The sequence below is a fragment of the Aminobacter aganoensis genome, assembly GCF_014206975.1.
Classification (GTDB): domain Bacteria; phylum Pseudomonadota; class Alphaproteobacteria; order Rhizobiales; family Rhizobiaceae; genus Aminobacter; species Aminobacter aganoensis.
Genome location: NZ_JACHOU010000002.1, coordinates 313,022 through 335,657 on the forward strand (window position 1 = coordinate 313,022; position 22,636 = coordinate 335,657).

Consider the following 22,636-nt stretch of genomic DNA (forward strand, 5'->3'; position numbering starts at 1 on the left):
TCTGTTTGATGTCGCCGGCTTTCTAGCCGAAAGCGGGGCCGCGCACCATAGTCTCGACACCAATTTGCGGCAAGTGTGAGCGCCACTTATATGAGTTCGAATCGAACGACCGCGCTAACCTTTCATTAACCGGCTCTTCACCAGATAAACCTAGTCTCGAACGATCCGCTCCCGACCACACCCCGCAAGGATAGGGAATGACCAAGATCATTCCGGCAGCCAGGCCGCATCATCTCGCGCTTTTGAGCGCTCTTTTGACCCTGGTGCCCCTGCCCGCCGGGAGTTCCAGCATCGACCCGCAGGCGACATCGGCCCTGCCGTTCGCGTCGATCGGCAAGCCGGATGCGGTGCGCGCGGCCTTCGGCACGATCGATCAGCTCAAGAACGGGCTCGACGCCCTGTCCAGCGGCGATTTCACGCAGGCCCGTGCGGTGCGCGACAGCCTGCCGGCGACCGCGCTCGACCGCCACATCCTGATGTGGGCGATCGCCATCAATGGCGGCGACAAGGTTCCCAGCGCCGACATCGCGGCTGCCGCCCAGGCGCTGCCATCGTGGCCGGGCCTCGCCACGCTGCGCCGCAACAGCGAACGCGCCATGGCGCGCGAGGCGCCGGCCCCGCGCGTCGTCGTGCGGGCCTTCGCCGGCAGCGAGCCGCAGACCGTCCAGGGTGCGATGCTGCTCGCCCGCGCCCAGGTGGAGCTCGGCGACGCCAAGGCGGCGCGCGCAACCATCGCCCCGTTCTGGCGCACCGAAAAGCTCGAGGCCAAGCAGGAAGTCGCGGTCCTCGCCGAATTCGCAGCACTAATCCCGGCGGCCGACCACCGCATCCGCATGGAAAGAATGCTCTATGCGGACCGGGTCAACTCGGCGGCCCGCGTCGCCGAACTGGCCGGCGCCAAGCCGCTGGCCGACGCCTGGTCGGCGGTCATCAAGGGCGACAAGAAGGCGGCGGCGCTGCTCGAAGCCGTACCGGCAAGCCAACGTTCGGCCGGCTATTTCTTCGCCAAGTCGCGCTACCTGCGCAAGCAGGACAAGTTCACCGACGCAGCCGCCGCCATGCTCAAGGCGCCGAAGGACAGGGCCAGCCTGGTCGATCCCGACGCCTGGTGGATCGAACGGCGCGTGCTGTCGCGCGAATTGCTCGATGCCGGCGACATCAAGACCGCCTACCGGATCGCTGCGGCGCATTCGGCCGAAAGCCCGACCAATGCCGTCGAAGCCGAGTTCCATGCCGGCTGGTATGCGCTGCGCGGCCTGAACGATGCCAAGACTGCGTCGGTCCATTTCGAACGCATCGCCAAGATTGCCGGAAGCCCGATCTCGCTGTCGCGCGCCTATTACTGGCTCGGCCGGGCGGCCGAGGCCGGCGGCCCGGGCAACGCGAAGGACTATTTCGCGCGGGCCGCCACCTACGGCACCACCTTCTACGGCCAGCTCGCCGCCGAAAGGATCGGCCGCAAGGCGCTCAACGTCGCCTATCCCGCACCAACCGCCGCCGACCGCCAGACCTTCGCCCAGCGCGAGGCCATCAGCGCGATCACGCGGCTCGAAGGCGCAGGCTACCCCGCCTATGCCGAGATGCTCTATCGCGATCTCGCCGCGCAGTTGAACAGCCCGGGCGAATTGGCGCTTCTCGCCAACATGGCCGAGAGGCAGGACAACCACTATCTCGCCCTGCGCGTCGGCAAGATTGCCGCCCAGCGCGGTCTCGACGTCGGAGCATTGTCGCATCCGGTCGGCGTCATCCCGACTTCGGCAAACATCTCCGGCTCGGGCAAGGCTCTTGCCTATGCGATCGCGCGGCAGGAAAGCGAGTTCAAGGTCTCGGCGGTTTCCAAAGCCGGAGCGCGCGGGCTGCTGCAGCTGATGCCGGGCACGGCAAAGGACCTGGCGAAGAAGGCCGGCCTGGCCTATTCGCAGGATCGCCTCACCTCCGACGCGGGCTACAACGCAACCCTGGGCGCGAATTTCCTCGGCGAGCAGCTTGGCCGCTTCGACGGCTCCTACGTGCTGACCTTCGCCGGCTACAACGCCGGCCCGCGCCGCGCCGACCAGTGGATCGCGCGCTATGGCGACCCCCGCGGCAAGGACATCGACACGGTCGTCGACTGGATCGAACGCATCCCGTTCTCGGAGACCCGCAGCTACGTCCAGCGCGTCATGGAGAACTATCAGGTCTACAAGATGCGGCTGTCGGGCAGCTACGACATCAATGGCGACCTGATGAACGGCCGCTGAGGCGCAGTTGTGCCTGCCTCCATGCCGATTTGACCTCGCCCCGGGGCTTCGCTAGCTAGTTCGGGCAAGCGCGGCGGCGCTCTGGGTGGAGAAGCGGCGCGATGGTCAACGGGAACGGCTTTTCAGATTTCTTCTACGCGTCGCAAGACGGCCTGAAGCTTCATGCACGGATATATGGCGATAGCACTCGAGGCGGCTTGCCGGTCGTCTGCCTGCCGGGACTGACGCGCAACGCACGCGATTTTCACGAGCTGGCGCTTCGCCTTGCCAACGATCCGGAAAATCCCTGTCGAATCATATGCTTCGACTATCGTGGCCGCGGACTGTCGGCCTACGATCCGAACTGGCAGAACTACAATGTCGGGGTCGAGACGGCGGACGTCATCGCCGGTCTCGACGCGCTGGGCATCGATGAAGCCGCCTTCATCGGCACGTCGCGCGGCGGCCTGATCATCCATGTGCTCGGCGCGATGCGCCCTGCCCTGATCAAGGCAGCGGTGCTGAACGACATCGGCCCGGTGATCGAAGCGGCCGGACTTGCGCACATCCGTTCGTACCTGGAAAACGCCCCTCGCCCGGCCGATTTCGCCGGTGCGATCGAACTGCAAAAAACCATCCACGGCGCTGCGTTTCCGGCGCTGGCCGAGGCCGACTGGCAGCGATTCGTCCGCGCCATCTATCGCGACGAAGACGGCAGGCCGGTCGCCGACTACGACCCGGCCTTGATCAACACGGTTCTGGCCATGGATCTGACCCAGCCGCTGCCAGATCTGTGGCCGCAGTTCGAGTCGCTGGCATCGATCCCGATGCTCGTAATCCGGGGTGAGAATTCACGACTGCTGTCATCGGCAACGCTGGACGAGATGGGGCGGAGACATCCGCAATTCGAAGCGATGACGGTTGGCGGCCAGGGTCACGCGCCATTGCTTGAGAGCGGGGATTTGCCTGACCGGATCGCCGGGTTCCTGAGCGAAAGCTCAGCTTAGCCCATCTATACCTGTTGTCGCCAAATGCCGGCTGAGCACACCGCCGGGTGCAGGCGACCGGATCCACGGCACATTTCACAACGAAAAAACCCGGCGGTTGCCCGCCGGGTTTTCCTCAGATCAGCAGATGAGCTGATTAGAACGAAGCGTCGAGACGCAGGAAGCCCGAGAACACGCCGTCGTTGTCTGGGTTGGCGACGGTGGCCTCATAGCTGTCGCCGTCGTTGTAGTTGAGCGCCAGCTTGGCACTCAGGTTTTCGACGATCGTGTAGTCGATGACGGCGCCAATTGCCCAGTCGTCGGCACCGCTCGACATCGTCTGGCCGGTAGTGAAGTTACCGAAATGGCGATCCGAGAAGTACTGAGCACCAGCACCGATCGACAGCTTGTCGTTGACGGCATACTTCAGGTAGCCGCCGAGCGACCACTCGTAGCCGGAGTAGTGATCGAGCAGGCCAAGCCAGGTTGCGCCGGATTCATAGGTTGCAATCGCCTGGATGGTCAGAGCGTCGGTCGCCTTGACGTTCGCAACGCCCTTGAGGGCGAACTCTTCGAAGCGGTCGTCATAGGCGGCGAAAAGGTTGACCGAACCCCAGCCCTGCGACACCGACACCTTGCCGACGACGAGCGGCATGTAGTCATAGTTGCTGTCTTCTTCTTCCAGGCTGAGCGACACTGCGATGCCGTTGCCGGCGTCGAAGGTGTAGCGGATCTGGTTGATGAAGTCGCCGCCGCCCTTGTCGAACTCGCCGGCGAGGGCACCGTCCCACAGGGTGTCGTTACGACCGACCATCAGGCCGCCGAGTTCGAAGAAGGCATAACGGAGGCCCATGGCCGAGTCGTCCGAATATGCGCGAAAGCCAACGCCATTCGGCGCAGCGAAGGTGCCGCCGTCGTTTGCCCATTCAACTTCGATGAAGCGACGGAACGTGCCGTATTCGGTTTCCGAACGGGCGTCGAGGTTGACGCGAGCCTTGGTCGTCTTGCGCCAGCCGTTTTCACCCTCGTCAACCGCTGGGGTCGCCGAGTTATCCTCGACGTTGTCGAAGCCGATCTCGTAACGAACGAGGCCGCCGATCTTGAGGCAGGTCTCGGTGCCGGGGATGTAGTAGAAGCCCGCGCCGTAGACGTCGCAGATGCGGACGTATTCCATGGGTTCCGGCTCAGCGACGACGACAGCGTCGGCCGCACGAGCGCCGGAGACTGCGAGCAGAGCCGCAGCGGAGCCGAGAAGAAGGCTCTTAATGTTCATTTTCTGACCTCCAGTCAGAATCGCGATCGCAAGCCGAAAAACGGACGAACAAGCGAGCACGATAGCGCCGCAATCGCTGGCCGTTTCGACGCAAGCGATTGAAATAGCGATTGTTTCTGGAGTTCTTGAGATTTGACGGCTTGAAGCTGGCGGAGAGGATGGGATTCGAACCCACGAGAAGCTTTTGACCTCTACTCCCTTAGCAGGGGAGCGCCTTCGACCACTCGGCCACCTCTCCGTTGCGCGCTGGATAAAGAAAAGGTGCGGCACAATCAATAAGGCTTTGCGTCAATCGACGGGAAAAAGCGCTGTCTGCCTGGCGAATTACGAATCGGCCGCGCAGCTGCTGTCGCCGAATGCCTTGGAAAAGGCCTACGATTCGAAGCTTGGCACTGTCCCGCATTGCCTGGATGCCCAGAAATGCGGTGTCGAAACGGCGCCATTTCTTAATGAGTTCTTTATGGGGGGTATCAAATCGTGTCATTTGTGCAACATCGCCATGCGATAGAGCGCCGGGACGCCCTTGCCGGTTGCGTTGGTTGTTGAACCGCGGCGGCTCATGGGTAATGTCGGGGTCGAAGAGGGAGCGCGGTGCGCATCTTTTTCAAACGGGGATGGGGCAGGGAACGCTGTCCTTCAGCAAAAAATACCCAGACCCTCTTTTGAAACTTTTGACTGGAGGTCAGAAAATGAACATTAAGAGCCTTCTTCTCGGCTCCGCTGCGGCTCTGCTCGCAGTCTCCGGCGCTCGTGCGGCCGACGCTGTCGTCGTCGCTGAGCCGGAACCCATGGAATACGTCCGCATCTGCGACGTCTACGGCGCGGGCTTCTACTACATCCCCGGCACCGAGACCTGCCTCAAGGTCGGCGGCCTCGTTCGTTACGAAATCGCCTTCGACGACGACGATGACGGCTGGAAGAAAGAGACCCGGGCCCGCGTCAACCTCGACGCCCGTTCGGAAACCGAATACGGCACGTTCCGTCGTTTCATCGAGCTTGAATATTCCAACAACGGCGGCTCCACGGGCGAGACGTTCTTCATCGATCCCGATACTGGCCTCATCGATTCGTCGGGTGGCTACACCGGCGATTCCTCGACCACGAAGATCCGTTACGCCTTCTTCGAACTCGGCGGCCTGATGGTCGGTCGTAACGACACCCTGTTCGACGGCGACCTCGGCGGCGAGTTCGACTCCGGCGGCGGCGACTTCGTCAACCAGATCCGCTACACCTTCGACGCCGGCAACGGCATCGCAGTGTCGCTCGGCCTGGAAGAAGAAGACCGCAACTTCGACTACATCCCGCTCATCACCGGTAAGGTTTCGGTGTCGCAGGGCTGGGGTTCGGTCGACCTGTTCGCCGGCTATGACGATCGCTTCGAAGAGTTCGCCCTCAAGGGTATCGCTCGCATCAAGGCGACCGACGCTCTGACGGTTGAACTGCTCGCAGCCTACGAGTCGGGCGCTACCTGGTTCGGCCTAGAAGACTTCTACTCGGGCTACGAGTGGTCGGTCGGCGGTTACCTGAAGTACCAGGTCAACGAGAAGCTGCGCGTCGGCTTCGGCGGCCAGTACTTCGCTGATGCCCACGCCGGCACGTTTGCCGCTGACGGCACCGCCCTCACCACTGTCTCGACCGGCCTCGACGACTGGCAGATCGGCGCAGTCATCGACTACACGATCGTCGAGAACCTGAACGCCAAGCTCGCCCTCAACTACGGCGACGGCGACAGCGGTCGCTTCAACGATGTCAACGGCGACGGCTCGTTCAACGGCTTCCTCCGTCTCGACGCCTCGTTCTAATCGACTGACGTCGTAAGCAATAAGGCGGCCCGGGCTTCGCAAGAATCCCGGGCCGTTTTTCTACCAGCGGAAAGTGCTGGGAACCTGCGTGAACGAAGGAGGAGATTGACGCTGTAAGGCACGGTTCACGACAGGGGGAACGAAATCGTGATGTTCCCACAGGCTTGTCGTCAGCCGCCGTCATCTTGTAGGCCGCCACTCACTGGAGTACCCATTGCCTCCAGTCACGGGACGGTTGCCGACACTCATTATGAAGAAGTCAACTTCACGGAACGATATTATGAGCGGCCATCATTCAGCCGCCCTGATGACTAATTGCAAAGTCACATACAATTTCAGCACTATCAAAGAAGTAAAGTCATTCAGGGTTTTAGAACTTTTTTCTCAGTACAAAGATATTTTATGGGATGACGGAAAGCACAAGTACAATGTCAGCTCCTTTATCGGCGAGATCGACGAGGTTCTTCTAGGCGAACGCTTCAGTGCATTCTCCCAGGAAACGCTCGACGGCCTGATAGGCTCCCTGCGCCAACGCGGTAACAGCAACGCGACCATCAATAGAAAGATGGCCGCTTTGAGCAAACTACTGCGCAAGGCCTATAAAATGGGTGACATCCACAGCCTGCCGGAGTTCCGTCGCCAGAAGGAACGGGCGGGACGAATCCGCTTTCTCGAGCTCGAGGAAGAGGACAGGCTTTTTGCTGCCATCAAGGCCAAGAGCGAGGACGCCTATCGGCTTTCCGTGTTCCTGGTCGATTCGGGCTGCCGGCTCGGCGAGGCGATCGGCCTCATCTGGAACGACATCCAGGACACCCGCGTCAGCTTCTGGATCACCAAATCCGGACGCAGCCGCACCATCCCGCTGACCGCACGCGCCCGAGAAACGACCAAATGGCCGGCCGATCGCGGACCCCGGCCGAAGGGCCCGTTCGCGATGCTGACGCAGCCGCAGTACCGGGCGATCTGGAACGAGGCCAAGGCGGAAGTGGGCCTGGGTGCCGACGACCAGGTGGTGCCGCACATATTGCGCCACACCTGCGCCTCGCGCCTGGTGCAGGGCGGCATCGATATCCGTCGCGTGCAGATGTGGCTCGGCCATCAGACCTTGTCGATGACCATGCGCTATGCCCACCTGGCGACGAACGATCTCGACCGCTGCGTGGTGGTGCTGGAACGGCACTGAGGCTGGCGGACCCGCCGGGACCTGCGGCGGGCCGAAACGGCCCGTCGTGAATATCGCATTCGGCCCACGCCTCCAGGGGCTTGGCCGTCATATCCTGGTGTTGTCGGTTATCGGGCACACCGATCCACCGGCAGCAACAAAGCTCTGCACGTCGCGGCTTTTGTGTCGTATAGGCAGGTGACTTCGTCGGCGCAGGCGCCGGCGTTCTGTTCGTTTCATCAAGAGTTGCCTCATGTCCATGCGCCCGCCGCTCACGCCCGTCATCCGTGCCCTTCCATCGACCGTGCCCTTCGTCGGGCCGGAAGCGCAGGAGCGCGACCGCGGCAAGCCGTTCCGCGCCCGGATCGGCGCGAACGAGAGCGGGTTCGGCCCCTCCCCGCGCGTCGTCGCGCGCATGGCGGAGGCTGCGGCCGAGATGTGGAAATATTGCGACCCCGACAACCATGACCTCAAGGTCGCGCTGGCGCGCCATCTCGGCGTCGCCGTCGAGAACGTGGTCGTCGGCGAAGGCATCGACGGCCTGCTGAACCTGGTGGTTCGCATGTACGCGACGGAAGGTACGCCCGTCGTCACCTCGCTCGGCGCCTATCCGACCTTCAATTTCCATGTCGCCAGCGTCGGCGGACGCCTGGTGCCGGTGCCATTCCGCGACGACAGGGAAGACCTCGAAGGGCTGCTGGCGGCCGTGAGGCGCGAGAACGCACCGGTCGTTTACCTGTCCAATCCCGACAATCCAATGGGCAGCTGGTGGGAAGCGGGCGACATCCTGCGCTTCATCGAGGCGCTTCCCGAGACGACGACGCTGATCCTGGACGAGGCATATGGCGAGACCGCGCCCGCCTCGGCGCTGCCGCCGGTCGACATATCGCGCCCCAATGTCGTGCGCATGCGGACCTTCTCCAAGGCCTATGGCCTTGCCGGCATACGCTGCGGCTATGCCTTCGGCGATGCCGAGGTGATCGCCAGCTTCGAGAAGGTGCGCAACCACTACGGCGTCAGCCGGATGGCGCAGATAGCCGGCGAGGAAGCGCTTGCCGACCAGGCCTATCTGGCCGAGGTGGTCGCCAAGGTGGCCGCCGGACGCGAGCGCATCTCGGCGATCGCCAGCGACAACGGGCTGAAGCCCCTGCCCTCGGCGACGAATTTCGTGGCCATCGACTGCGGCCGGGATGCCGCCTTTGCACTCGAGGTGATGCGCAACCTGCTGGCGCGCGACGTCTTCATCCGCAAGCCGATGGCGCCGGTGCTCGACCGCTGCATCCGGGTCAGCGTCGGCCTCGAGCACGAACTCGACATCTTCGCCGAAGAGCTACCGAAGGCAATCGCGGCCGCCCGCGGCGCCTGAGCGCAAAAAGACGATTTCAACCGTCGATAGACGCAGCGCCAGCCGCAGCATACGGCTGCGCGAAGATATATGCGCATATCCTAATTTATTCATTCGAGCGCCGCATCATCAACACAGTTCCTGCCTAGGCCGGTTTTCGGGCGGAACGGGACATTTTGGGGGTCCAACAGCAATCTAGAACCAACCGGGGAGACCCTATGCCTCAGCACAGCGCCAACGAGCAGTACTTGCTCGAGCTCATCAACGCGGAGCGCGCCAAGACCGGCGCCCAGCCTCTGGCATTCGACAACGACCTCAGCGAAGCCGCTGAAAATCACGACAGATGGATGCTTTCGGCGGACGTCTTTTCGCACACCGGTTCCGGCGGCACATCGCCGACGACGCGCATGAAGGCGGCCGGCTACACGCTCAGCGGCTCGTGGGCGACCGGCGAGAACATCGCCTGGGCGACGACCCGCGCACCGACCGGCTACACCGACGAAGTGAAGCTGCTCCACACCAACCTGATGAATTCCTCCGGACACCGGGCGAACATCCTCAACCCGAATTTCCGTGAGGTCGGCCTCGGCTTCGAGGTCGGCGACTACAAAGGCCGTTCGAGCGCCTTCGTGACGGAAGATTTCGCCAAGACCGGTTCGGACCTGTTCCTGACCGGCGTTGCCTTCGACGACAAGGACGGCGACCGTTTTTACGATCCGGGCGAAGGATTGGGTGCGATCGCCGTGACGGCCAAGAACGCCGCCGGCCAGACCTTCAAGACCACGACATCGGCCGCCGGCGGCTATGACCTGGTGCTGAAGCCCGGCACCTACACGGTGACCTTCTCGGGCGCCAACATCGCGACGTCGACGCAGACGGCGACGATCGGCACCAAGAACGTCAAGAAGGACCTGATCGACCCGGTGATGAAGTCGGGCACGCTGGCTGCCACCGAGACCGCAGACGACGCAGGCACGGCTGCACCGACCGCGCCGACAAAGTCGGTCGACGTTGCCGACACCACCGATACGGGCAACGCCGGCGGCAACAGTGCCGGCGGCAACCCCGCCAGCACCTGGCTCGCCGACTTCTTCAAGAAGATGGACCATTTCGGCCAGGACCAGGGCACGCGCAGCGACCCGGGCACGCGTGGCGAACGCGAGGTTGCCGGCTCCGCCGACGCTTCGGCCAAGAAGACGGTGGCGCTCGACGGCGACCACTTCAACTTCAGCTCGAAGGTGGCCGCGCACATCAATGCCGACCAGGTCAACGATACTGCCGACGGCGGCCATGTCCAGCAGGCTGTCGATCATGCGATCGCGGCGCTGCAGGCGCACCTGCCTTCGGACGGCCACGGCGTTGCCGATGCGGGCGATGCCGCCCAGGCGGCAGTCGCCAAGATCTTGGCGCAGATGGCCGCACATTCGGGCCACCAGAACGCCGACGTCGCCGCCTGACCTTTCTTGCGACCTAAGAGGCGGGCCTCGTTTCGGCGAGGCCCGCCGCATTGCAGCCGAGCGGCTGCCATGGGGGATAAGTCCTGACCCACCCGCTTGCGAATGACCCGAACCGCCGCTCCGAGCTGCGCGATGCGCTCGGCTCCTTCCGCGGCACGTTCGTCGCCGTTGCCGGCTTCAGCGGCCTGATCAACATCCTTATGCTGTCCGGCTCGCTGTTCATGCTGCAGGTCTACGACCGCGTGCTGCCGAGCCGCAGCGTGCCGACGCTTGTGGCGCTGATCATCCTCGTGGCCGTGCTCTACGCCTTCCAGGGCGTGCTCGAAGCGGTGCGCGCCCGCGTGCTGACGCGGATCGGCGCCGGAATCGACGAAATCATCAGCGGCCGCGTGTTCAACTGCATCGTGCGGCTGCCGTTGCGCACGCGCGACCGCGGCGAAGGGCTGCAGGCGATGCGCGACCTCGACCAGGTCAGCGGCTTTCTCTCCGGCGCCGGACCGGCAGCCCTGTTCGACCTGCCGTGGATGCCGCTTTATGTCGGCATCTGTTTTCTCTTTCATCCGTGGATCGGCGTCGCGGCACTGATCGGTGCGCTGCTGCTCGTGGCCCTGACCGTGCTGACCGACCGCCTGGTGCGCGGGCCGACCAAGGCGATGTCCGGCTTCAGCACCCGGCGAAGCGCCATCGCCCAAGCAGGCGCCCGCAATGCCGAGGTTCTCGTCGCGATGGGCATGAGCGACCGGCTGGCAACGCGCTGGAGCAAGGCAAATGGCGACTTTCGCGAGGCGCAGGAGCGCGCCAGCGACCTGACCAGCGGCTTCGGCTCGGTGTCGCGCATCCTGCGCATGATGCTGCAGTCGATGGTGCTGGCGCTGGGCGCCTACCTCGTCATCTACCAGCAGGCGACGCCGGGCATCATCATCGCCAGCTCGATCCTGACATCGCGTGCGCTGGCGCCGATCGAACTCGCCATCGCGCACTGGAAAAGCTTCCTCAACGCGCGCCAGAGCTGGCGCCGCCTCGACGACCTGTTCGCAGCCATGCCGGCCGGCGAAGGCGGAATGGACCTTCCGGCACCGGCCGCCGAACTGGCCGTAGAAGGCGTCAGCGTCGTCGCGCCGGGCGACCGGCGGCTGGTGGTGCAGGATGCAGAGTTCTCGCTGCAGGCAGGATCCGGCATGGGCGTCATCGGCCCCAGCGGCTCGGGAAAATCCTCGCTGGCGCGTGCGCTGGTCGGGGTGTGGCCGCTGATGCGCGGCAAGATCAGGCTGGACGGCGCTGCACTGGAGCAATGGCCGGCACAATCGCTTGGACGCCATGTCGGCTACCTGCCGCAGGACGTCGAGCTGTTTGCCGGAACCGTGGGCCAGAATATTTCGCGTTTCGAGGACGAGGCGCCATCCGAGACGATCATCGCGGCGGCGAAGGCAGCCGGCGTGCATGACATGATCCTGCGTCTGCCCGAGGGCTACCAGACCGAGATCGGCGAAAGCGGGGCTGCACTCTCCGCCGGCCAGCGCCAGCGCGTGGCCCTGGCACGCGCGCTCTATCGCGATCCGTTCCTCGTCGTGCTCGACGAGCCCAATTCCAATCTCGATGCAGCCGGCGACCAGGCCCTGACGCAGGCCATCGAGCGCATCAAGGCGCGCGGCGGTATCGTCATCGTGGTCGCGCACCGGCCGAGCGCGCTCGCGGCCCTGGACCACCTGCTGGTCCTCGGCGGCGGCAGGCAGCAGGCATTCGGCCTGAAGAGCGACATCGCAAGGCAGGCACTGCAACCCGTGCCGGTGCCGCTCCATGCAGTGGGAACGGCGGGCTGACAATGACATTGGTAACGACCCATTCCGCGGCAGACCGGCTGAAGGCAGCGCGGGATCTTGCAGCGTCGGTGAAAACACAGGCGCTTGCGCTGCTCGACAGGGGCGCCAAGCCGATCGAAGGCGCATCGCCGCAACAGCAGCGGCTGCGCCATGCCATAAGACGAAACGTGCGGCTGGGCGGCGTTGCCGCGCTGGCGCTGGTCGGCGGGCTCGGCCTGTGGGCAGCGACAAGCAGCCTGTCGGGCGCTGTCGTGGCTGCCGGCCATCTGGTGGTCGATTCGAACGTCAAGGCAGTCCAGCATCCGCAGGGCGGCGTGGTCGGCGCACTGAACGTGCACAATGGCAGCGTGGTTTCGGCCGGCGAGGTGCTGGTGCGGCTGGACGATACCGTCGCCAAGGCCAATCTTGCCATCGTCGACAACGGCCTGGACGAGCTGATTGCGCGGCGGGCCCGCCTGACCGCCGAGCGCGACGGGGCTGGCGAGGTTACCTATCCCGAGGAACTGACAGCACGTGCCTCCGATCCCGGCATCGCCCAGCTGATTGAGGGCGAAAACAAGCTGTTTGCACTCCGACGGCAGGCGCGGGATGGCCAGGTATCGCAGTTGCGCGAGCGCATTGCCCAGTTTCGCCAGGAAATCTCCGGCATCGAAGCCCAGCAGAAGAGCAAGCAGCAGGAGATCGCCCTGATCAAGGTCGAGCTCGACGGCATGGAGGAACTGTGGAAGAAGAAGCTGGTGCCCATTTCACGGCTGGCGGATCGCCAGCGGGCGCAAGCGCAACTCGACGGCGAGGACGGCCAGTTGACGGCAGCGGCAGCGCAGACGCGCGGCCGGATCAGCGAGACGGAACTCGCCATCATCCAGATCGACCAGGACATGCGCAGCCAGGTGGCGAGCGACCTGCGCGAGATCGACGCCAAGGCGGGCGAATTGCGGGAACGACAGGTCGCCGCCGAACAGTCGCTGAAGCAGATCGACATCCGTGCACCGCAGGCCGGCCGCGTGCACCAGCTGGCCATCCACACGGTCGGCGGCGTCGTCACCCCCGGCGAAGCGATCATGCAGATCGTGCCGACGGCGGACGCGCTGGTGGTGGAAGCCCGGGTCGCGCCGCAAGACATCGACCAGGTGCGCATCGGCCAGCCGGCGACGCTCCGGCTGTCGGCCTTCAACCAGCAGACCACACCCGAGGTGGACGGCACGGTCGACCGGGTTTCGCCCGACATGATCGAAGACCAGAAGGCCGGGCTCTCCTATTATGCCGTGCGCATTGCCCTGTCGGCCAGGAGCCTGGAACAGGCCGGGAGCCCCGACCTCAAGCCCGGCATGCCGGCCGAGGTGTTCCTCAAGACCACCGACCGGACGGTGCTTTCCTATCTGTTCAAGCCACTGACCGACCAGGCCAGCCGCGCATTCCGCAGCGACTGAGGCACACCAGCCCCGATCCAGGGCGCGCCCAACGATGCCTCTTGAATTAATTTAACGTTCGTTTTATTAATTGGCCCATCCGGGAGGAATGGCTCAATGGCGCGGACGGCGGGTTCGGACGGCGGCAGGACGGAAGCGGCAATCCGCGACGCAGCGGTGCTGCTGATCGCGCGCCATGGCTACGAGGCCGTGACGATGCGCCAGTTGGCCGCCGAAGTGGGCGTGCAGGCGGCGGCGCTCTACCGCTATTTCCCCACCAAGGAAGACCTGCTCCGCACGCTAATGCGCGAGCATATGGAAGCGCTGCTCGGCACCTGGGAAAGCGCGCGCCCCGACAATGACGACCCGGTGGCGCGCCTGACCGCCTTTGTCGCCAACCATATCCGTTTCCATGTCGAACGCCGGCACTCCACGCATGTCTCCAACATGGAACTGCGCAGCCTTTCGCGCGATAATCTGACCGGCATCCTCAAGCTCCGCACCGCCTACGAGAAGGAGCTCAGGACGATCCTGCGCGACGGCGCGGAAGCTGGCGTGCTGGAGGTCGACGATACCGGCCTGACCGCGATGGCCATCATTCAAATGATCACCGGCGTCATCGTCTGGTTTCGTCCCGATGAGAGGCTGTCGGTCGACGAAGTGACGGCGACCTATCTTGCAATGACCATGCGCCTGACCGGCGCCAAGACCAACACGGAGCACAGTCATGTACGACAAGACGCTGAACTTCGGGCTCGGTGAGGACATAGACAGCCTGCGCGAGATGGTGCGGCGCTTCGCCCAGGAGCGCATCGCGCCGATTGCCGCCGACATCGATCGTTCGAACGAGTTCCCCGCGCATCTGTGGCAGGAACTCGGCGCGCTCGGCCTGCTGGGCATCACCGCCGAAGGCGAATATGGCGGCTCGGAAATGGGCTATGTCGCTCATGTCGTCGCCGTGGAGGAGATCTCCCGCGCCTCGGCTTCGGTCGGCCTGTCCTATGGCGCGCATTCGAACCTGTGCGTGAACCAGATCAAGCGCTGGGGCACGCCGGAGCAGAAAGCCAAGTACCTGCCCAAGCTGTGCTCCGGCGAGAATGTCGGCGCACTCGCCATGTCGGAAAGCGGCTCGGGTTCCGACGTCGTGTCGCTGCGCCTCAAGGCCGAGAAGCGCAACGACTGCTATGTGCTCAACGGCTCCAAGATGTGGATCACCAACGGTCCCGACGCCGACACGCTGGTGGTCTATGCCAAGACCGATCCGGAGCGGAAATCGCGCGGTATCACCGCCTTCATCATCGAAAAGACGACGAAGGGTTTTTCGGTGGCGCAGAAGCTCGACAAGCTCGGCATGCGCGGTTCCAACACCGGCGAGCTGGTGTTCGAAAATGTCGAGGTGCCGTTCGAAAACGTGCTGCACGAGGAAGGCCGCGGCGTCGAAGTGCTGATGTCGGGCCTCGACTACGAACGCGTGGTGCTGGCCGGCGGGCCGATCGGCATCATGGCCGCCTGCCTGGACGTGGCGGTGCCCTACGTCCATGACCGCAAGCAATTCGGCCAGCCGATCGGCGAATTCCAGCTCGTGCAGGGCAAGCTCGCCGACATGTATTCGACGATGAATGCCGCGCGCGCCTATGTCTATGCGGTGGCGGCAGCCTGCGACCGCGGCCAGACGACGCGCAAGGACGCTGCCGGCTGCGTGCTGTTTGCGGCGGAGAAGGCAACGCAGATGGCGCTCGATGCGCTGCAACTGCTCGGCGGCAACGGCTACATCAACGACTATCCCACGGGGCGCCTGCTGCGCGACGCCAAGCTCTACGAGATCGGCGCCGGCACCAGCGAGATCCGGCGTTGGCTGATCGGGCGCGAGATCATGGCGGAAGGGGCATGACAGCGCACGTTTGTCGCTTTTTGCCATTCATGGCATAATCTCGCTTTCTGCCACAGATCGGGATTCATGCCATGACTGAGCCAGAGATACCGGAGGGTTTCGCCGAAGAGCCGCAGAAGCCCTACAGCTCCAGGATCCGGGATGAACTGCTGCGCAAGCCGCCGCGTTTCGAACGCCTGCGCGTGGGCGATGGTGGTCGCCTCGTCATCCCAGCAGCGATGCGCGAGGAAATGGGCATCAAGCCCGGCGACGATCTCGTTGCGCACGTCGAGGATGGAGAACTGAGGCTGATCTCGCACCAGATGGCCCTCACCCGGGTCCAGCAAGAAATGGCAAAGTACAAGAAGCCGGGCGAGAGCGTGGTCGACGAGTTCCTCGCGGAACGTCGGGCCATGTGGGGCGAAGAATGATCGTTCTGGACACCTCTGCAGTCCTGGCGGCCATGCTGCAAGAATCGGGAGCAGAACGGGTGCATGCCATCGTCGACGAGAGCATCGTCTGCACCGTCAATGTCACGGAGATCATCTCCAAGCTTGCCGACAAGGGCTACGACGAGATCGAGGTCCGGCAACAATACGAGAATTTGCGCCTTCAGGTGGCCCCTTTCGACCACCACCTTGCACTGATCGCCGGGCACCTTCGGCCAATGACCCGCCACAAGGGCCTGTCGCTGGGCGACCGGGCGTGCCTGGCGCTCGCCATCCGGGAGGGCGCGACAGCCTTTACCGCCGACCGCAAATGGGCCGACCTCGACGTCGGCTGCAGGATAGAGATCATACGCTAGAGCACCGACGATGCTGGACTTCGCCGAAATTACGAGGCTAGTGCGTTAGATTCGCCACCCCACCATGACTGCTACGCGCCCTGGGCGCAGCAGCGCATGGGTATCACTCCAAGAGGACAAATGCCGACGCTCCACTCCCTGCTCTCCCCCTCCTCCGAAAGCTTCAAGGCCAATGCCGCGCGCCTGCGATCGCTGGTGGCCGACATCGGCGAAAAGGCGACGACGGTAGAGCGCGGCGGCTCGGAAGACGCGCGCAAGCGGCACGCCTCGCGCGGCAAGCTCCTGCCCAGGGAGAGGCTGGCGCAGTTGCTCGACGCCGGTTCGCCGTTCCTCGAGGTCGGCCAGTTCGCCGCCTGGGGCCTCTATGGCGGCGACATCGCCTCGGCGGGACTGATCGCCGGCGTCGGCCGCGTCGAGGGCACCGAATGCATGATCGTGGTCAACGATGCCACGGTGAAGGGCGGTACCTACTACCCGATGACGGTGAAGAAGCACCTGCGAGCGCAGGAGATCGCGCTGCAGAACAACCTGCCCTGCATCTACCTAGTCGATTCCGGCGGGGCCAACCTGCCCAACCAGGACGAGGTGTTTCCCGATCGCGACCACTTCGGCCGCATCTTCTTCAACCAGGCCAACATGTCGGCAGCGGGCATTCCGCAGATCGCCTGCGTGATGGGCTCGTGCACGGCGGGCGGCGCCTATGTGCCGGCGATGTCGGACGAAACGATCATGGTGCGCAACCAGGCGACGATCTTCCTCGCCGGTCCGCCGCTGGTGAAGGCGGCGACGGGCGAGGACGTGAGCGCCGAGGAACTGGGCGGCGCCGACCTGCACACGCGCGTCTCGGGCGTCGCCGACCACTATGCCGTCGACGACGAACACGCGCTGGCGATCGTCCGGCGCATCGTCAAAAACCTGAATCGGAAGAAGGACATCGGGCTGGTCCTGAAGAAAGCGATTCCGCCGCTTCATGCGCCGGAAGAGGTCTATGGCGTCATTCCCGCCGACCTGCGCCAGCCCTATGACGTGCGCGAGGTGATCGCGCGCGTCGTCGACGGCTCCGAGTTCGACGAATTCAAGCAGAACTACGGCACCACGCTGGTGACGGGCTTCGCCCACATCCACGGCATGCCGGTGGGCATCATCGCCAACAACGGCGTGCTGTTTTCCGAGAGCGCGCTGAAGGGCGCGCATTTCATCGAGCTGTGCTGCCAGAGGAAGATTCCGCTGGTGTTCCTGCAGAACATCACCGGCTTCATGGTCGGCGCAAAATACGAGGCCGGCGGCATCGCCAAGGACGGCGCCAAGCTGGTGACGGCGGTGGCAACCGCTCAGGTGCCGAAGGTGACCATCATCATCGGCGGCTCGTTCGGCGCCGGCAATTACGGCATGTGCGGCCGGGCCTATTCGCCGCGCTTCCTGTGGATGTGGCCTAACGCCCGCATCTCGGTGATGGGCGGCGAACAGGCGGCGACCGTGCTCGCCATGGTCAAGCGCGACGGCATCGAGCGCAAGGGCGGCAGCTGGTCGAAGGAAGAGGAAGCCGAGTTCCGCGCCCCGGTCCTGGAAAAATACGAGCGCGAAGGGCACCCGCTCTATTCGTCGGCCAGGCTTTGGGACGACGGCATCATCGACCCGGCAAGGACGCGCGAGGTGCTGGCGCTCAGCCTGTCGGCAGCACTCAACGCGCCGATAGCCGACACCAAGTTCGGCGTCTTCAGGATGTGACGGCAGGGCCGCGCCCCGTGAGGGCATGGCACCATCCGGGGAAGGATTCAGAAGCCTTGAGCGATCGCCCGCAACATGACGGCCTAGGCAGCAGCCTGCGGCAGGTAGCGCAGGATGACGCCGCCGTTCTTGAGCGGCGTGGTCTGGGTCAGCTTCATCGCAAGCTCGCGGCCGGGCTTGAACAGCGGGTTGCCGGCGCCGAGCAACACGGGTGCGATGCACAGCCTGTACTCGTCGACAAGGCCATTGGCGAGCAAGGTGTCGAGCAGGTCGGCGCTGCCGAACACGAAGATGTCCTTGCCCGGCTCGCGCTTGAGACGCTCGACGGCGGCAACGAGGTCGCCCTCGAGAAGGCGGCTGTTGTTCCAGGTCACCTGCGCCAGCGTGCGGGAGGCGACCGCCTTCTCGCTGTTGTTCATCATGTCGGCGATGGCGCCGGTCTCCTGGGTCCAGTAGCTGGCCATGCCCTCGTAGGTCTTGCGGCCGAAGAGCAGCGTGCCGAGCTCCTCGCCCTGGGCCAGCGAGAAGGCCTCGAGCTCTTCGCCCCAGACGACGTTGTGGAAGCTCAAATCCCAGGGGCTCTTGCCCTCGAAATAGCCATCGAGGGTCATGACGTTCCAGGCGACGATCCTGCGCATTTCGGCTCCTCCTCCATGCTTTCGTTCTGCAACCTGTCATTGGATCGCATAACTGATTTCGATGTGCAATCAGTTTTGCCTTTGACGACGACCGGCCTCGGCAAGGCGGTGGCGGCATGAGAGCGCGCATCTCGGTCATCGTCGCCGACATCACGACGCTCGAGGTCGACGCCATCGTCAACGCGGCCAACGCGTCCTTACTGGGCGGCGGCGGGGTGGACGGCGCGATCCTCGTGCCGCGGGGCCAGAGTTGCTGGCCGAATGCCGGCAACTGGGCGGTTGCGACACGGGCGACGCGAAGATGACGGGCGGCTACCGACTGAAGGCGCCGCACGTGATCCACGCCGTCGGCCCGGTCTGGCACGGCGGCGGTGCCGGAGAGGCCGACCTGCTGGCATCCTGCTACACGCGCGCCTTGCAACTCGCCACTGAGCACAGCCTGACAAGCATCGCCTTCCCGGCAATCTCGACCGGCATCTACGGCTATCCCAAGGATGAGGCGGCAGGCGTGGCCGTTGCCGCCGTATTGCGCCACCTCGGCGCCAGGCAGTCGCCGGAGACAGTGGTGTTCTGCTGCTTCGACGAAGCTGCCGCCGCTTTCCATCGCGCCGCGCTCGACCCTCTCGGGGGCGACGATGAATAGCGCGCCGCTTCCAATGACCCACTTCGTATCGGGGGAATGATGTTCTCGAAAATCCTCATCGCCAATCGCGGCGAAATCGCCTGCCGCGTCATCCGCACCGCCCGCAAGATGGGCGTGAAGACGGTTGCAGTCTATTCCGACGCCGATGCGCGGTCGCTGCATGTGGCGATGGCCGACGAAGCCGTGCATATCGGCGGCTCGCCTGTCGCCGAAAGCTACCTGCGCGGCGACGTCATCATCGCGGCGGCCAAGGCGACCGGCGCCGAAGCGATCCATCCCGGCTACGGCTTCCTCTCCGAAAACCCCGACTTCGTCGACCAGGTGACGGCGGCCGGCCTCGTCTTCATCGGCCCGTCGGCGGCCTCGATTCGCGCCATGGGGCTGAAGGATGCAGCCAAGCGGCTGATGGAAAAGGCCGGCGTGCCGGTGGTGCCGGGCTATCACGGCGAGGCGCAGGAGATCGTCATCCTTGCCAGCAAGGCACGCGAGATCGGCTATCCCGTGCTGATCAAGGCGCGCGCCGGCGGCGGCGGCAAGGGCATGCGCCGGGTCGACCATCCCGACGACTTCTCCGACGCGCTGTCGGGCGCGCGGCGCGAGGCCAAGGCCGCCTTCGGCGACGACCGCGTGCTGGTCGAGAAATACGTCGACAAGCCGCGCCACATCGAGGTGCAGGTGTTCGGCGACAACCATGGCAATGCGGTGCATCTGTTCGAACGCGACTGCTCGGCGCAGCGCCGGCACCAGAAGGTGATCGAGGAAGCCCCTGCCCCCGGTATGACGCCGGAACTGCGCACGGCGATGACCGACGCCGCGGTGAAAGCCGCCAAGGCGATCGGATATTCGGGCGCCGGCACGATCGAGTTCATCGTCGACGCCTCGGACGGGCTGAAGCCGGACCGGTTCTGGTTCATGGAGATGAACACGCGCCTGCAGGTCGAGCATCCGGTGACGGAAATGGTGACGGGCGTCGACCTTGTCGAGTGGCAGTTGCGCGTGGCGGCGGGCGAGGAACTTCCCGTCGGGCAGGACGGCATCGGGCTCGATGGCCATGCCTTCGAGGCGCGGCTCTATGCCGAAGACCCGGCCAAGGGTTTCCTGCCGGCGATCGGCACGCTGCACCATCTCAGCTTTCCGTCCGAAAGTGCGGCCGGCACCGACATCCGCATCGAAACCGGCGTGCGCCAGGGCGATGCCATCTCGCCATTCTACGATCCGATGATCGCCAAGGTGGTGACGCATGGCGCCGACCGCACAACTGCACTCGACGCGCTGGCGGATGCCGTCTCGCGCACGGAGGTGGCGGGGTCGACCACCAATGCGGCGTTCCTGGCAGCCCTTGCCCGCGACCCTGACTTCGCGTCGGGCGATGTCGACACCGGCCTGATCGAGCGCAAGCAGGACGAACTCACCACATCCGCCGCGCCGGGCAGCCGCGCGATCGCGCTTGCCGCATTGGCGGCGACCGGAGCAACCACACCAGCCGACTCGGACGATCCCTGGTCGGGCCTTGCCGGCTACGCCCACTTCAATCCGCTGGTGCGGCGGACGGCGCTGTCGTTTGGCGGCACCGAGATCGTCGCCCACATTTCGGCCAGGCCGGACGGACGCTTCGACGTCAGGCCGGAGGGCGGCGAAGCCTTCGTGCTTGCCGCCGAAACAACGGAAGCCGGCGCCACCGTCGCCGCCTGGCCCGGCCACGTCACCGTGTTCGAGAACGGCCGTTCCTTCGACTTCGCGATCAGCGATCCGTTCGCCCGGGCCGCCGAGATCGGCGAAGGCACGTCGAGCATGCGCGCGCCGATGCCGGGGCTGGTCAAGCTGGTGCGCGCGGCCAAGGGCGACAAGGTCACCAAGGGACAGGCAATGCTGGTGCTCGAGGCGATGAAGATGGAACACACCATTACCGCCACCCATGACGGGGTGATCCAGGAGATCGCCGCGGAAGGCGCGCAGGTGACGGACGGAACGGTGCTGGTGCGCTTCGAGGAATAGTGCCGCCGTTTGCGAAAGCGCAACTCCAGCCCGAAAATGGGTTTCGATCTTCGGGCTGACGCCTTAGAGCTGCAGGGCAGCGACCAACGACAGGCGACCCCGTGACCGAAACCAGCAGCGAAGCCATCCCGCATGGGCTCTACGAGGATATGCTGGCGCTGCTGACCGGCACGATGCTGGTCGCGCTGGGACTGGTGCTCTACACCCATGCCGGGCTGATCACCGGCAGCTCGGCCGGGCTGGCGCTGCTCATCCAGTATGTCACCGGCTACGGTTTCGGTGCGGTCTTCTTCGTCATCAACCTGCCGTTCTATTATCTCGCGGTAAAACGCATGGGCTGGCCGTTCGCGCTACGCACCTTTGCCGCGGTGGCGCTGATCTCGGCCTTGTCGCGGCTGACGCCGGAATGGATCGGCATCGCGCATGTCGAACCGCTCTATGCGGCGGTCGCCGGCGGCGGGCTGATGGGCATGGGACTGCTGATCCTGTTCCGCCACCGCGCCGGGCTCGGCGGCTTCAACATCCTGGCGCTCTACCTGCAGGACAATTACGGCATCCGCGCCGGCTATTTCCAGCTTGCCGTCGACCTCAGCATCCTGGTCGTATCACTGTTCTACCTCGACTGGACGAAGGTGGCGCTGTCGGTGGCGGGCGCGGCGGTGCTCAACCTGATCATCGCCATCAACCACCGTCCCGGCCGCTATGTCGGCATGAGCTGACGCAGCAAACAAAAAAGCCGCGCCAAGGGCGCGGCCTTCGCTGCAATCCGTTGCGGATCAGTGCGTGGTCGGCTGCTTGGTCTTCCTGAGATAGGGCAGCACGCGCTCGAACGAGCCGAAGCGCTTGATGGCATCCTCGTCGGACACGGCGGCGGTGACGATGACGTCGTCGCCCTGCTTCCACTGCACCGGCGTTGCCACCTGATACTTGGCGGTCAGCTGGATCGAATCGAGCGCGCGCAAGATCTCGTCGAAGTTGCGGCCGGTCGACATCGGATAGGTCAGCGTCAGCTTGACCTTCTTGTCGGGCCCGATGACGAACACCGAGCGCACGGTGGCATTGTCTGCCGGGGTGCGGCCTTCCGAGCTGTCGCCGGCACCGGCCGGCAGCATGTCATAGAGCTTGGCGACGGCAAGCGTCGGATCGCCGATCATCGGGTAGTCGACCTTGTTGCCGGACAGTTGCTCGATATCGGCCTTCCACTTGTGGTGGTTTTCGACCGGATCGACCGAGATGCCGATCATCTTGGCGTTGCGCTGGGCGAAATCCGCCTTGAGCCCGGCCATGTAGCCCAGTTCGGTCGTGCAGACCGGGGTGAAATCCTTGGGGTGCGAAAACAGCACGGCATAGCCGTCGCCGATCCAGTCGTGAAAGCTGATCGGGCCTTCCGTGGTGTCGGCTTTGAAATCCGGGGCGGTGTCGTTGATACGAAGGCTCATGGCTCGGTTCCTCCTGAAATCGACGCACGAAGCGACGTCGCAGCC

General features: G+C 64.5%; 18 protein-coding genes, 1 tRNA gene and 1 pseudogene. 16 read left to right on the top strand and 4 right to left on the bottom strand.

The annotated features are described in order from the left end of the window. Positions 1-197: 197 nt before the first annotated feature. Positions 198-2,240: a lytic transglycosylase domain-containing protein gene (locus GGR00_RS05470; RefSeq protein ID WP_210309371.1), complete on the top strand. Its 2,043-nt coding sequence runs from the start codon at positions 198-200 to the stop codon at positions 2,238-2,240. 101 nt (positions 2,241-2,341) lie between these two features. Continuing rightward, the gene (locus GGR00_RS05475; RefSeq protein WP_184698384.1) at positions 2,342-3,226 is read left to right on the top strand and encodes an alpha/beta fold hydrolase; all 885 of its coding nucleotides are present in this window, start codon (positions 2,342-2,344) and stop codon (positions 3,224-3,226) included. 136 nt (positions 3,227-3,362) lie between these two features. Here GGR00_RS05475 and GGR00_RS05480 read toward each other — a convergent pair whose 3' ends face one another. Then, positions 3,363-4,478: a porin gene (locus GGR00_RS05480; protein ID WP_184698386.1), complete on the bottom strand. Its 1,116-nt coding sequence runs from the start codon at positions 4,476-4,478 to the stop codon at positions 3,363-3,365. A 147-nt stretch (positions 4,479-4,625) separates the two neighbouring features. After that, positions 4,626-4,716 (bottom strand) — tRNA-Ser (locus GGR00_RS05485). A gap of 451 nt (positions 4,717-5,167) precedes the next feature. On the opposite strand from GGR00_RS05485, the gene GGR00_RS05490 reads away from it, so the two are divergent. The 11 genes from GGR00_RS05490 to GGR00_RS05540 all read left to right on the top strand — a co-directional run bounded on the left by GGR00_RS05490 (position 5,168) and on the right by GGR00_RS05540 (position 17,876). Further along, on the top strand, positions 5,168-6,280 hold the full coding sequence (locus GGR00_RS05490) for a porin (RefSeq protein WP_184698388.1): 1,113 nt from the start codon (positions 5,168-5,170) through the stop codon (positions 6,278-6,280). 307 nt (positions 6,281-6,587) lie between these two features. Beyond that, the gene (locus GGR00_RS05495) at positions 6,588-7,463 is read left to right on the top strand and encodes a tyrosine-type recombinase/integrase (RefSeq protein WP_244487887.1); all 876 of its coding nucleotides are present in this window, start codon (positions 6,588-6,590) and stop codon (positions 7,461-7,463) included. Positions 7,464-7,695: 232 nt separating this feature from the next. Further along, positions 7,696-8,808: a pyridoxal phosphate-dependent aminotransferase gene (locus tag GGR00_RS05500; protein WP_184698390.1), complete on the top strand. Its 1,113-nt coding sequence runs from the start codon at positions 7,696-7,698 to the stop codon at positions 8,806-8,808. 197 nt (positions 8,809-9,005) lie between these two features. After that, a complete protein-coding gene (locus GGR00_RS05505) occupies positions 9,006-10,244 on the top strand; it encodes a CAP domain-containing protein (RefSeq protein ID WP_184698392.1) in 1,239 nt (412 codons plus the stop codon). A gap of 83 nt (positions 10,245-10,327) precedes the next feature. Next, on the top strand, positions 10,328-12,064 hold the full coding sequence (locus GGR00_RS05510) for a type I secretion system permease/ATPase (RefSeq protein ID WP_184698933.1): 1,737 nt from the start codon (positions 10,328-10,330) through the stop codon (positions 12,062-12,064). Between the two features lie 2 nt (positions 12,065-12,066). Beyond that, the gene (locus GGR00_RS05515; RefSeq protein ID WP_184698394.1) at positions 12,067-13,494 is read left to right on the top strand and encodes an HlyD family type I secretion periplasmic adaptor subunit; all 1,428 of its coding nucleotides are present in this window, start codon (positions 12,067-12,069) and stop codon (positions 13,492-13,494) included. A 96-nt stretch (positions 13,495-13,590) separates the two neighbouring features. After that, a complete protein-coding gene (locus GGR00_RS05520; protein WP_055978489.1) occupies positions 13,591-14,235 on the top strand; it encodes a TetR/AcrR family transcriptional regulator in 645 nt (214 codons plus the stop codon). Further along, positions 14,201-15,364, top strand: coding sequence for an isovaleryl-CoA dehydrogenase (locus tag GGR00_RS05525; RefSeq protein ID WP_055978488.1), 1,164 nt, complete (start codon positions 14,201-14,203; stop codon positions 15,362-15,364). Before GGR00_RS05520 ends, GGR00_RS05525 begins: the two co-directional genes overlap by 35 nt. A 71-nt stretch (positions 15,365-15,435) precedes the next feature. Then, positions 15,436-15,774 carry an AbrB/MazE/SpoVT family DNA-binding domain-containing protein gene (locus GGR00_RS05530; protein ID WP_055978487.1) on the top strand — a complete coding sequence of 113 codons (339 nt, stop codon included), beginning with the start codon at positions 15,436-15,438 and terminating at the stop codon, positions 15,772-15,774. After that, the gene (locus tag GGR00_RS05535) at positions 15,771-16,148 is read left to right on the top strand and encodes a type II toxin-antitoxin system VapC family toxin (protein ID WP_055978486.1); all 378 of its coding nucleotides are present in this window, start codon (positions 15,771-15,773) and stop codon (positions 16,146-16,148) included. The genes GGR00_RS05530 and GGR00_RS05535 overlap by 4 nt, the downstream gene beginning before the upstream one ends. A 120-nt stretch (positions 16,149-16,268) precedes the next feature. Beyond that, positions 16,269-17,876, top strand: coding sequence for a carboxyl transferase domain-containing protein (locus tag GGR00_RS05540; RefSeq protein WP_184698397.1), 1,608 nt, complete (start codon positions 16,269-16,271; stop codon positions 17,874-17,876). Between the two features lie 83 nt (positions 17,877-17,959). On the opposite strand, the gene GGR00_RS05545 is transcribed toward GGR00_RS05540, so the two are convergent. After that, positions 17,960-18,514 (bottom strand): dihydrofolate reductase family protein, encoded by a 555-nt coding sequence (locus tag GGR00_RS05545; RefSeq protein WP_184698399.1) that lies wholly within the window; start codon positions 18,512-18,514, stop codon positions 17,960-17,962. 116 nt (positions 18,515-18,630) lie between these two features. Between GGR00_RS05545 and GGR00_RS05550 the strand changes: the two are divergent. The 3 genes and pseudogenes from GGR00_RS05550 (at position 18,631) to GGR00_RS05560 (ending at position 21,871) form a co-directional block, all read left to right on the top strand. After that, positions 18,631-19,157: pseudogene (locus tag GGR00_RS05550) on the top strand (O-acetyl-ADP-ribose deacetylase). 39 nt (positions 19,158-19,196) lie between these two features. Then, positions 19,197-21,152, top strand: coding sequence for an acetyl-CoA carboxylase biotin carboxylase subunit (locus GGR00_RS05555; protein WP_184698935.1), 1,956 nt, complete (start codon positions 19,197-19,199; stop codon positions 21,150-21,152). 149 nt (positions 21,153-21,301) lie between these two features. Further along, positions 21,302-21,871: a YitT family protein gene (locus GGR00_RS05560; protein WP_184698937.1), complete on the top strand. Its 570-nt coding sequence runs from the start codon at positions 21,302-21,304 to the stop codon at positions 21,869-21,871. A gap of 57 nt (positions 21,872-21,928) precedes the next feature. On the opposite strand, the gene GGR00_RS05565 is transcribed toward GGR00_RS05560, so the two are convergent. Next, entirely contained in the window at positions 21,929-22,591 is a 663-nt protein-coding gene (locus GGR00_RS05565) for a peroxiredoxin (RefSeq protein WP_055978481.1), read from the bottom strand. Positions 22,592-22,636 lie beyond the last annotated feature (45 nt).

What these genes read in the sequence shown, in the direction of transcription:
- GGR00_RS05560 (WP_184698937.1), top strand. Translation starts at nt 21,302, where the DNA reads ATGCTGGCGCTGCTGACCGGCACGATGCTGGTCGCGCTGGGACTGGTG.
- GGR00_RS05470 (WP_210309371.1), top strand. Translation starts at nt 198, where the DNA reads ATGACCAAGATCATTCCGGCAGCCAGGCCGCATCATCTCGCGCTTTTG.
- GGR00_RS05500 (WP_184698390.1), top strand. Translation starts at nt 7,696, where the DNA reads ATGTCCATGCGCCCGCCGCTCACGCCCGTCATCCGTGCCCTTCCATCG.
- GGR00_RS05495 (WP_244487887.1), top strand. Translation starts at nt 6,588, where the DNA reads ATGACTAATTGCAAAGTCACATACAATTTCAGCACTATCAAAGAAGTA.
- GGR00_RS05515 (WP_184698394.1), top strand. Translation starts at nt 12,067, where the DNA reads ATGACATTGGTAACGACCCATTCCGCGGCAGACCGGCTGAAGGCAGCG.
- GGR00_RS05525 (WP_055978488.1), top strand. Translation starts at nt 14,201, where the DNA reads ATGTACGACAAGACGCTGAACTTCGGGCTCGGTGAGGACATAGACAGC.
- GGR00_RS05520 (WP_055978489.1), top strand. Translation starts at nt 13,591, where the DNA reads ATGGCGCGGACGGCGGGTTCGGACGGCGGCAGGACGGAAGCGGCAATC.
- GGR00_RS05540 (WP_184698397.1), top strand. Translation starts at nt 16,269, where the DNA reads ATGCCGACGCTCCACTCCCTGCTCTCCCCCTCCTCCGAAAGCTTCAAG.
- GGR00_RS05545 (WP_184698399.1), bottom strand. Translation starts at nt 18,514, where the DNA reads ATGCGCAGGATCGTCGCCTGGAACGTCATGACCCTCGATGGCTATTTC.
- GGR00_RS05475 (WP_184698384.1), top strand. Translation starts at nt 2,342, where the DNA reads ATGGTCAACGGGAACGGCTTTTCAGATTTCTTCTACGCGTCGCAAGAC.
- GGR00_RS05480 (WP_184698386.1), bottom strand. Translation starts at nt 4,478, where the DNA reads ATGAACATTAAGAGCCTTCTTCTCGGCTCCGCTGCGGCTCTGCTCGCA.
- GGR00_RS05530 (WP_055978487.1), top strand. Translation starts at nt 15,436, where the DNA reads ATGACTGAGCCAGAGATACCGGAGGGTTTCGCCGAAGAGCCGCAGAAG.
- GGR00_RS05535 (WP_055978486.1), top strand. Translation starts at nt 15,771, where the DNA reads ATGATCGTTCTGGACACCTCTGCAGTCCTGGCGGCCATGCTGCAAGAA.
- GGR00_RS05555 (WP_184698935.1), top strand. Translation starts at nt 19,197, where the DNA reads ATGTTCTCGAAAATCCTCATCGCCAATCGCGGCGAAATCGCCTGCCGC.
- GGR00_RS05505 (WP_184698392.1), top strand. Translation starts at nt 9,006, where the DNA reads ATGCCTCAGCACAGCGCCAACGAGCAGTACTTGCTCGAGCTCATCAAC.
- GGR00_RS05565 (WP_055978481.1), bottom strand. Translation starts at nt 22,591, where the DNA reads ATGAGCCTTCGTATCAACGACACCGCCCCGGATTTCAAAGCCGACACC.
- GGR00_RS05490 (WP_184698388.1), top strand. Translation starts at nt 5,168, where the DNA reads ATGAACATTAAGAGCCTTCTTCTCGGCTCCGCTGCGGCTCTGCTCGCA.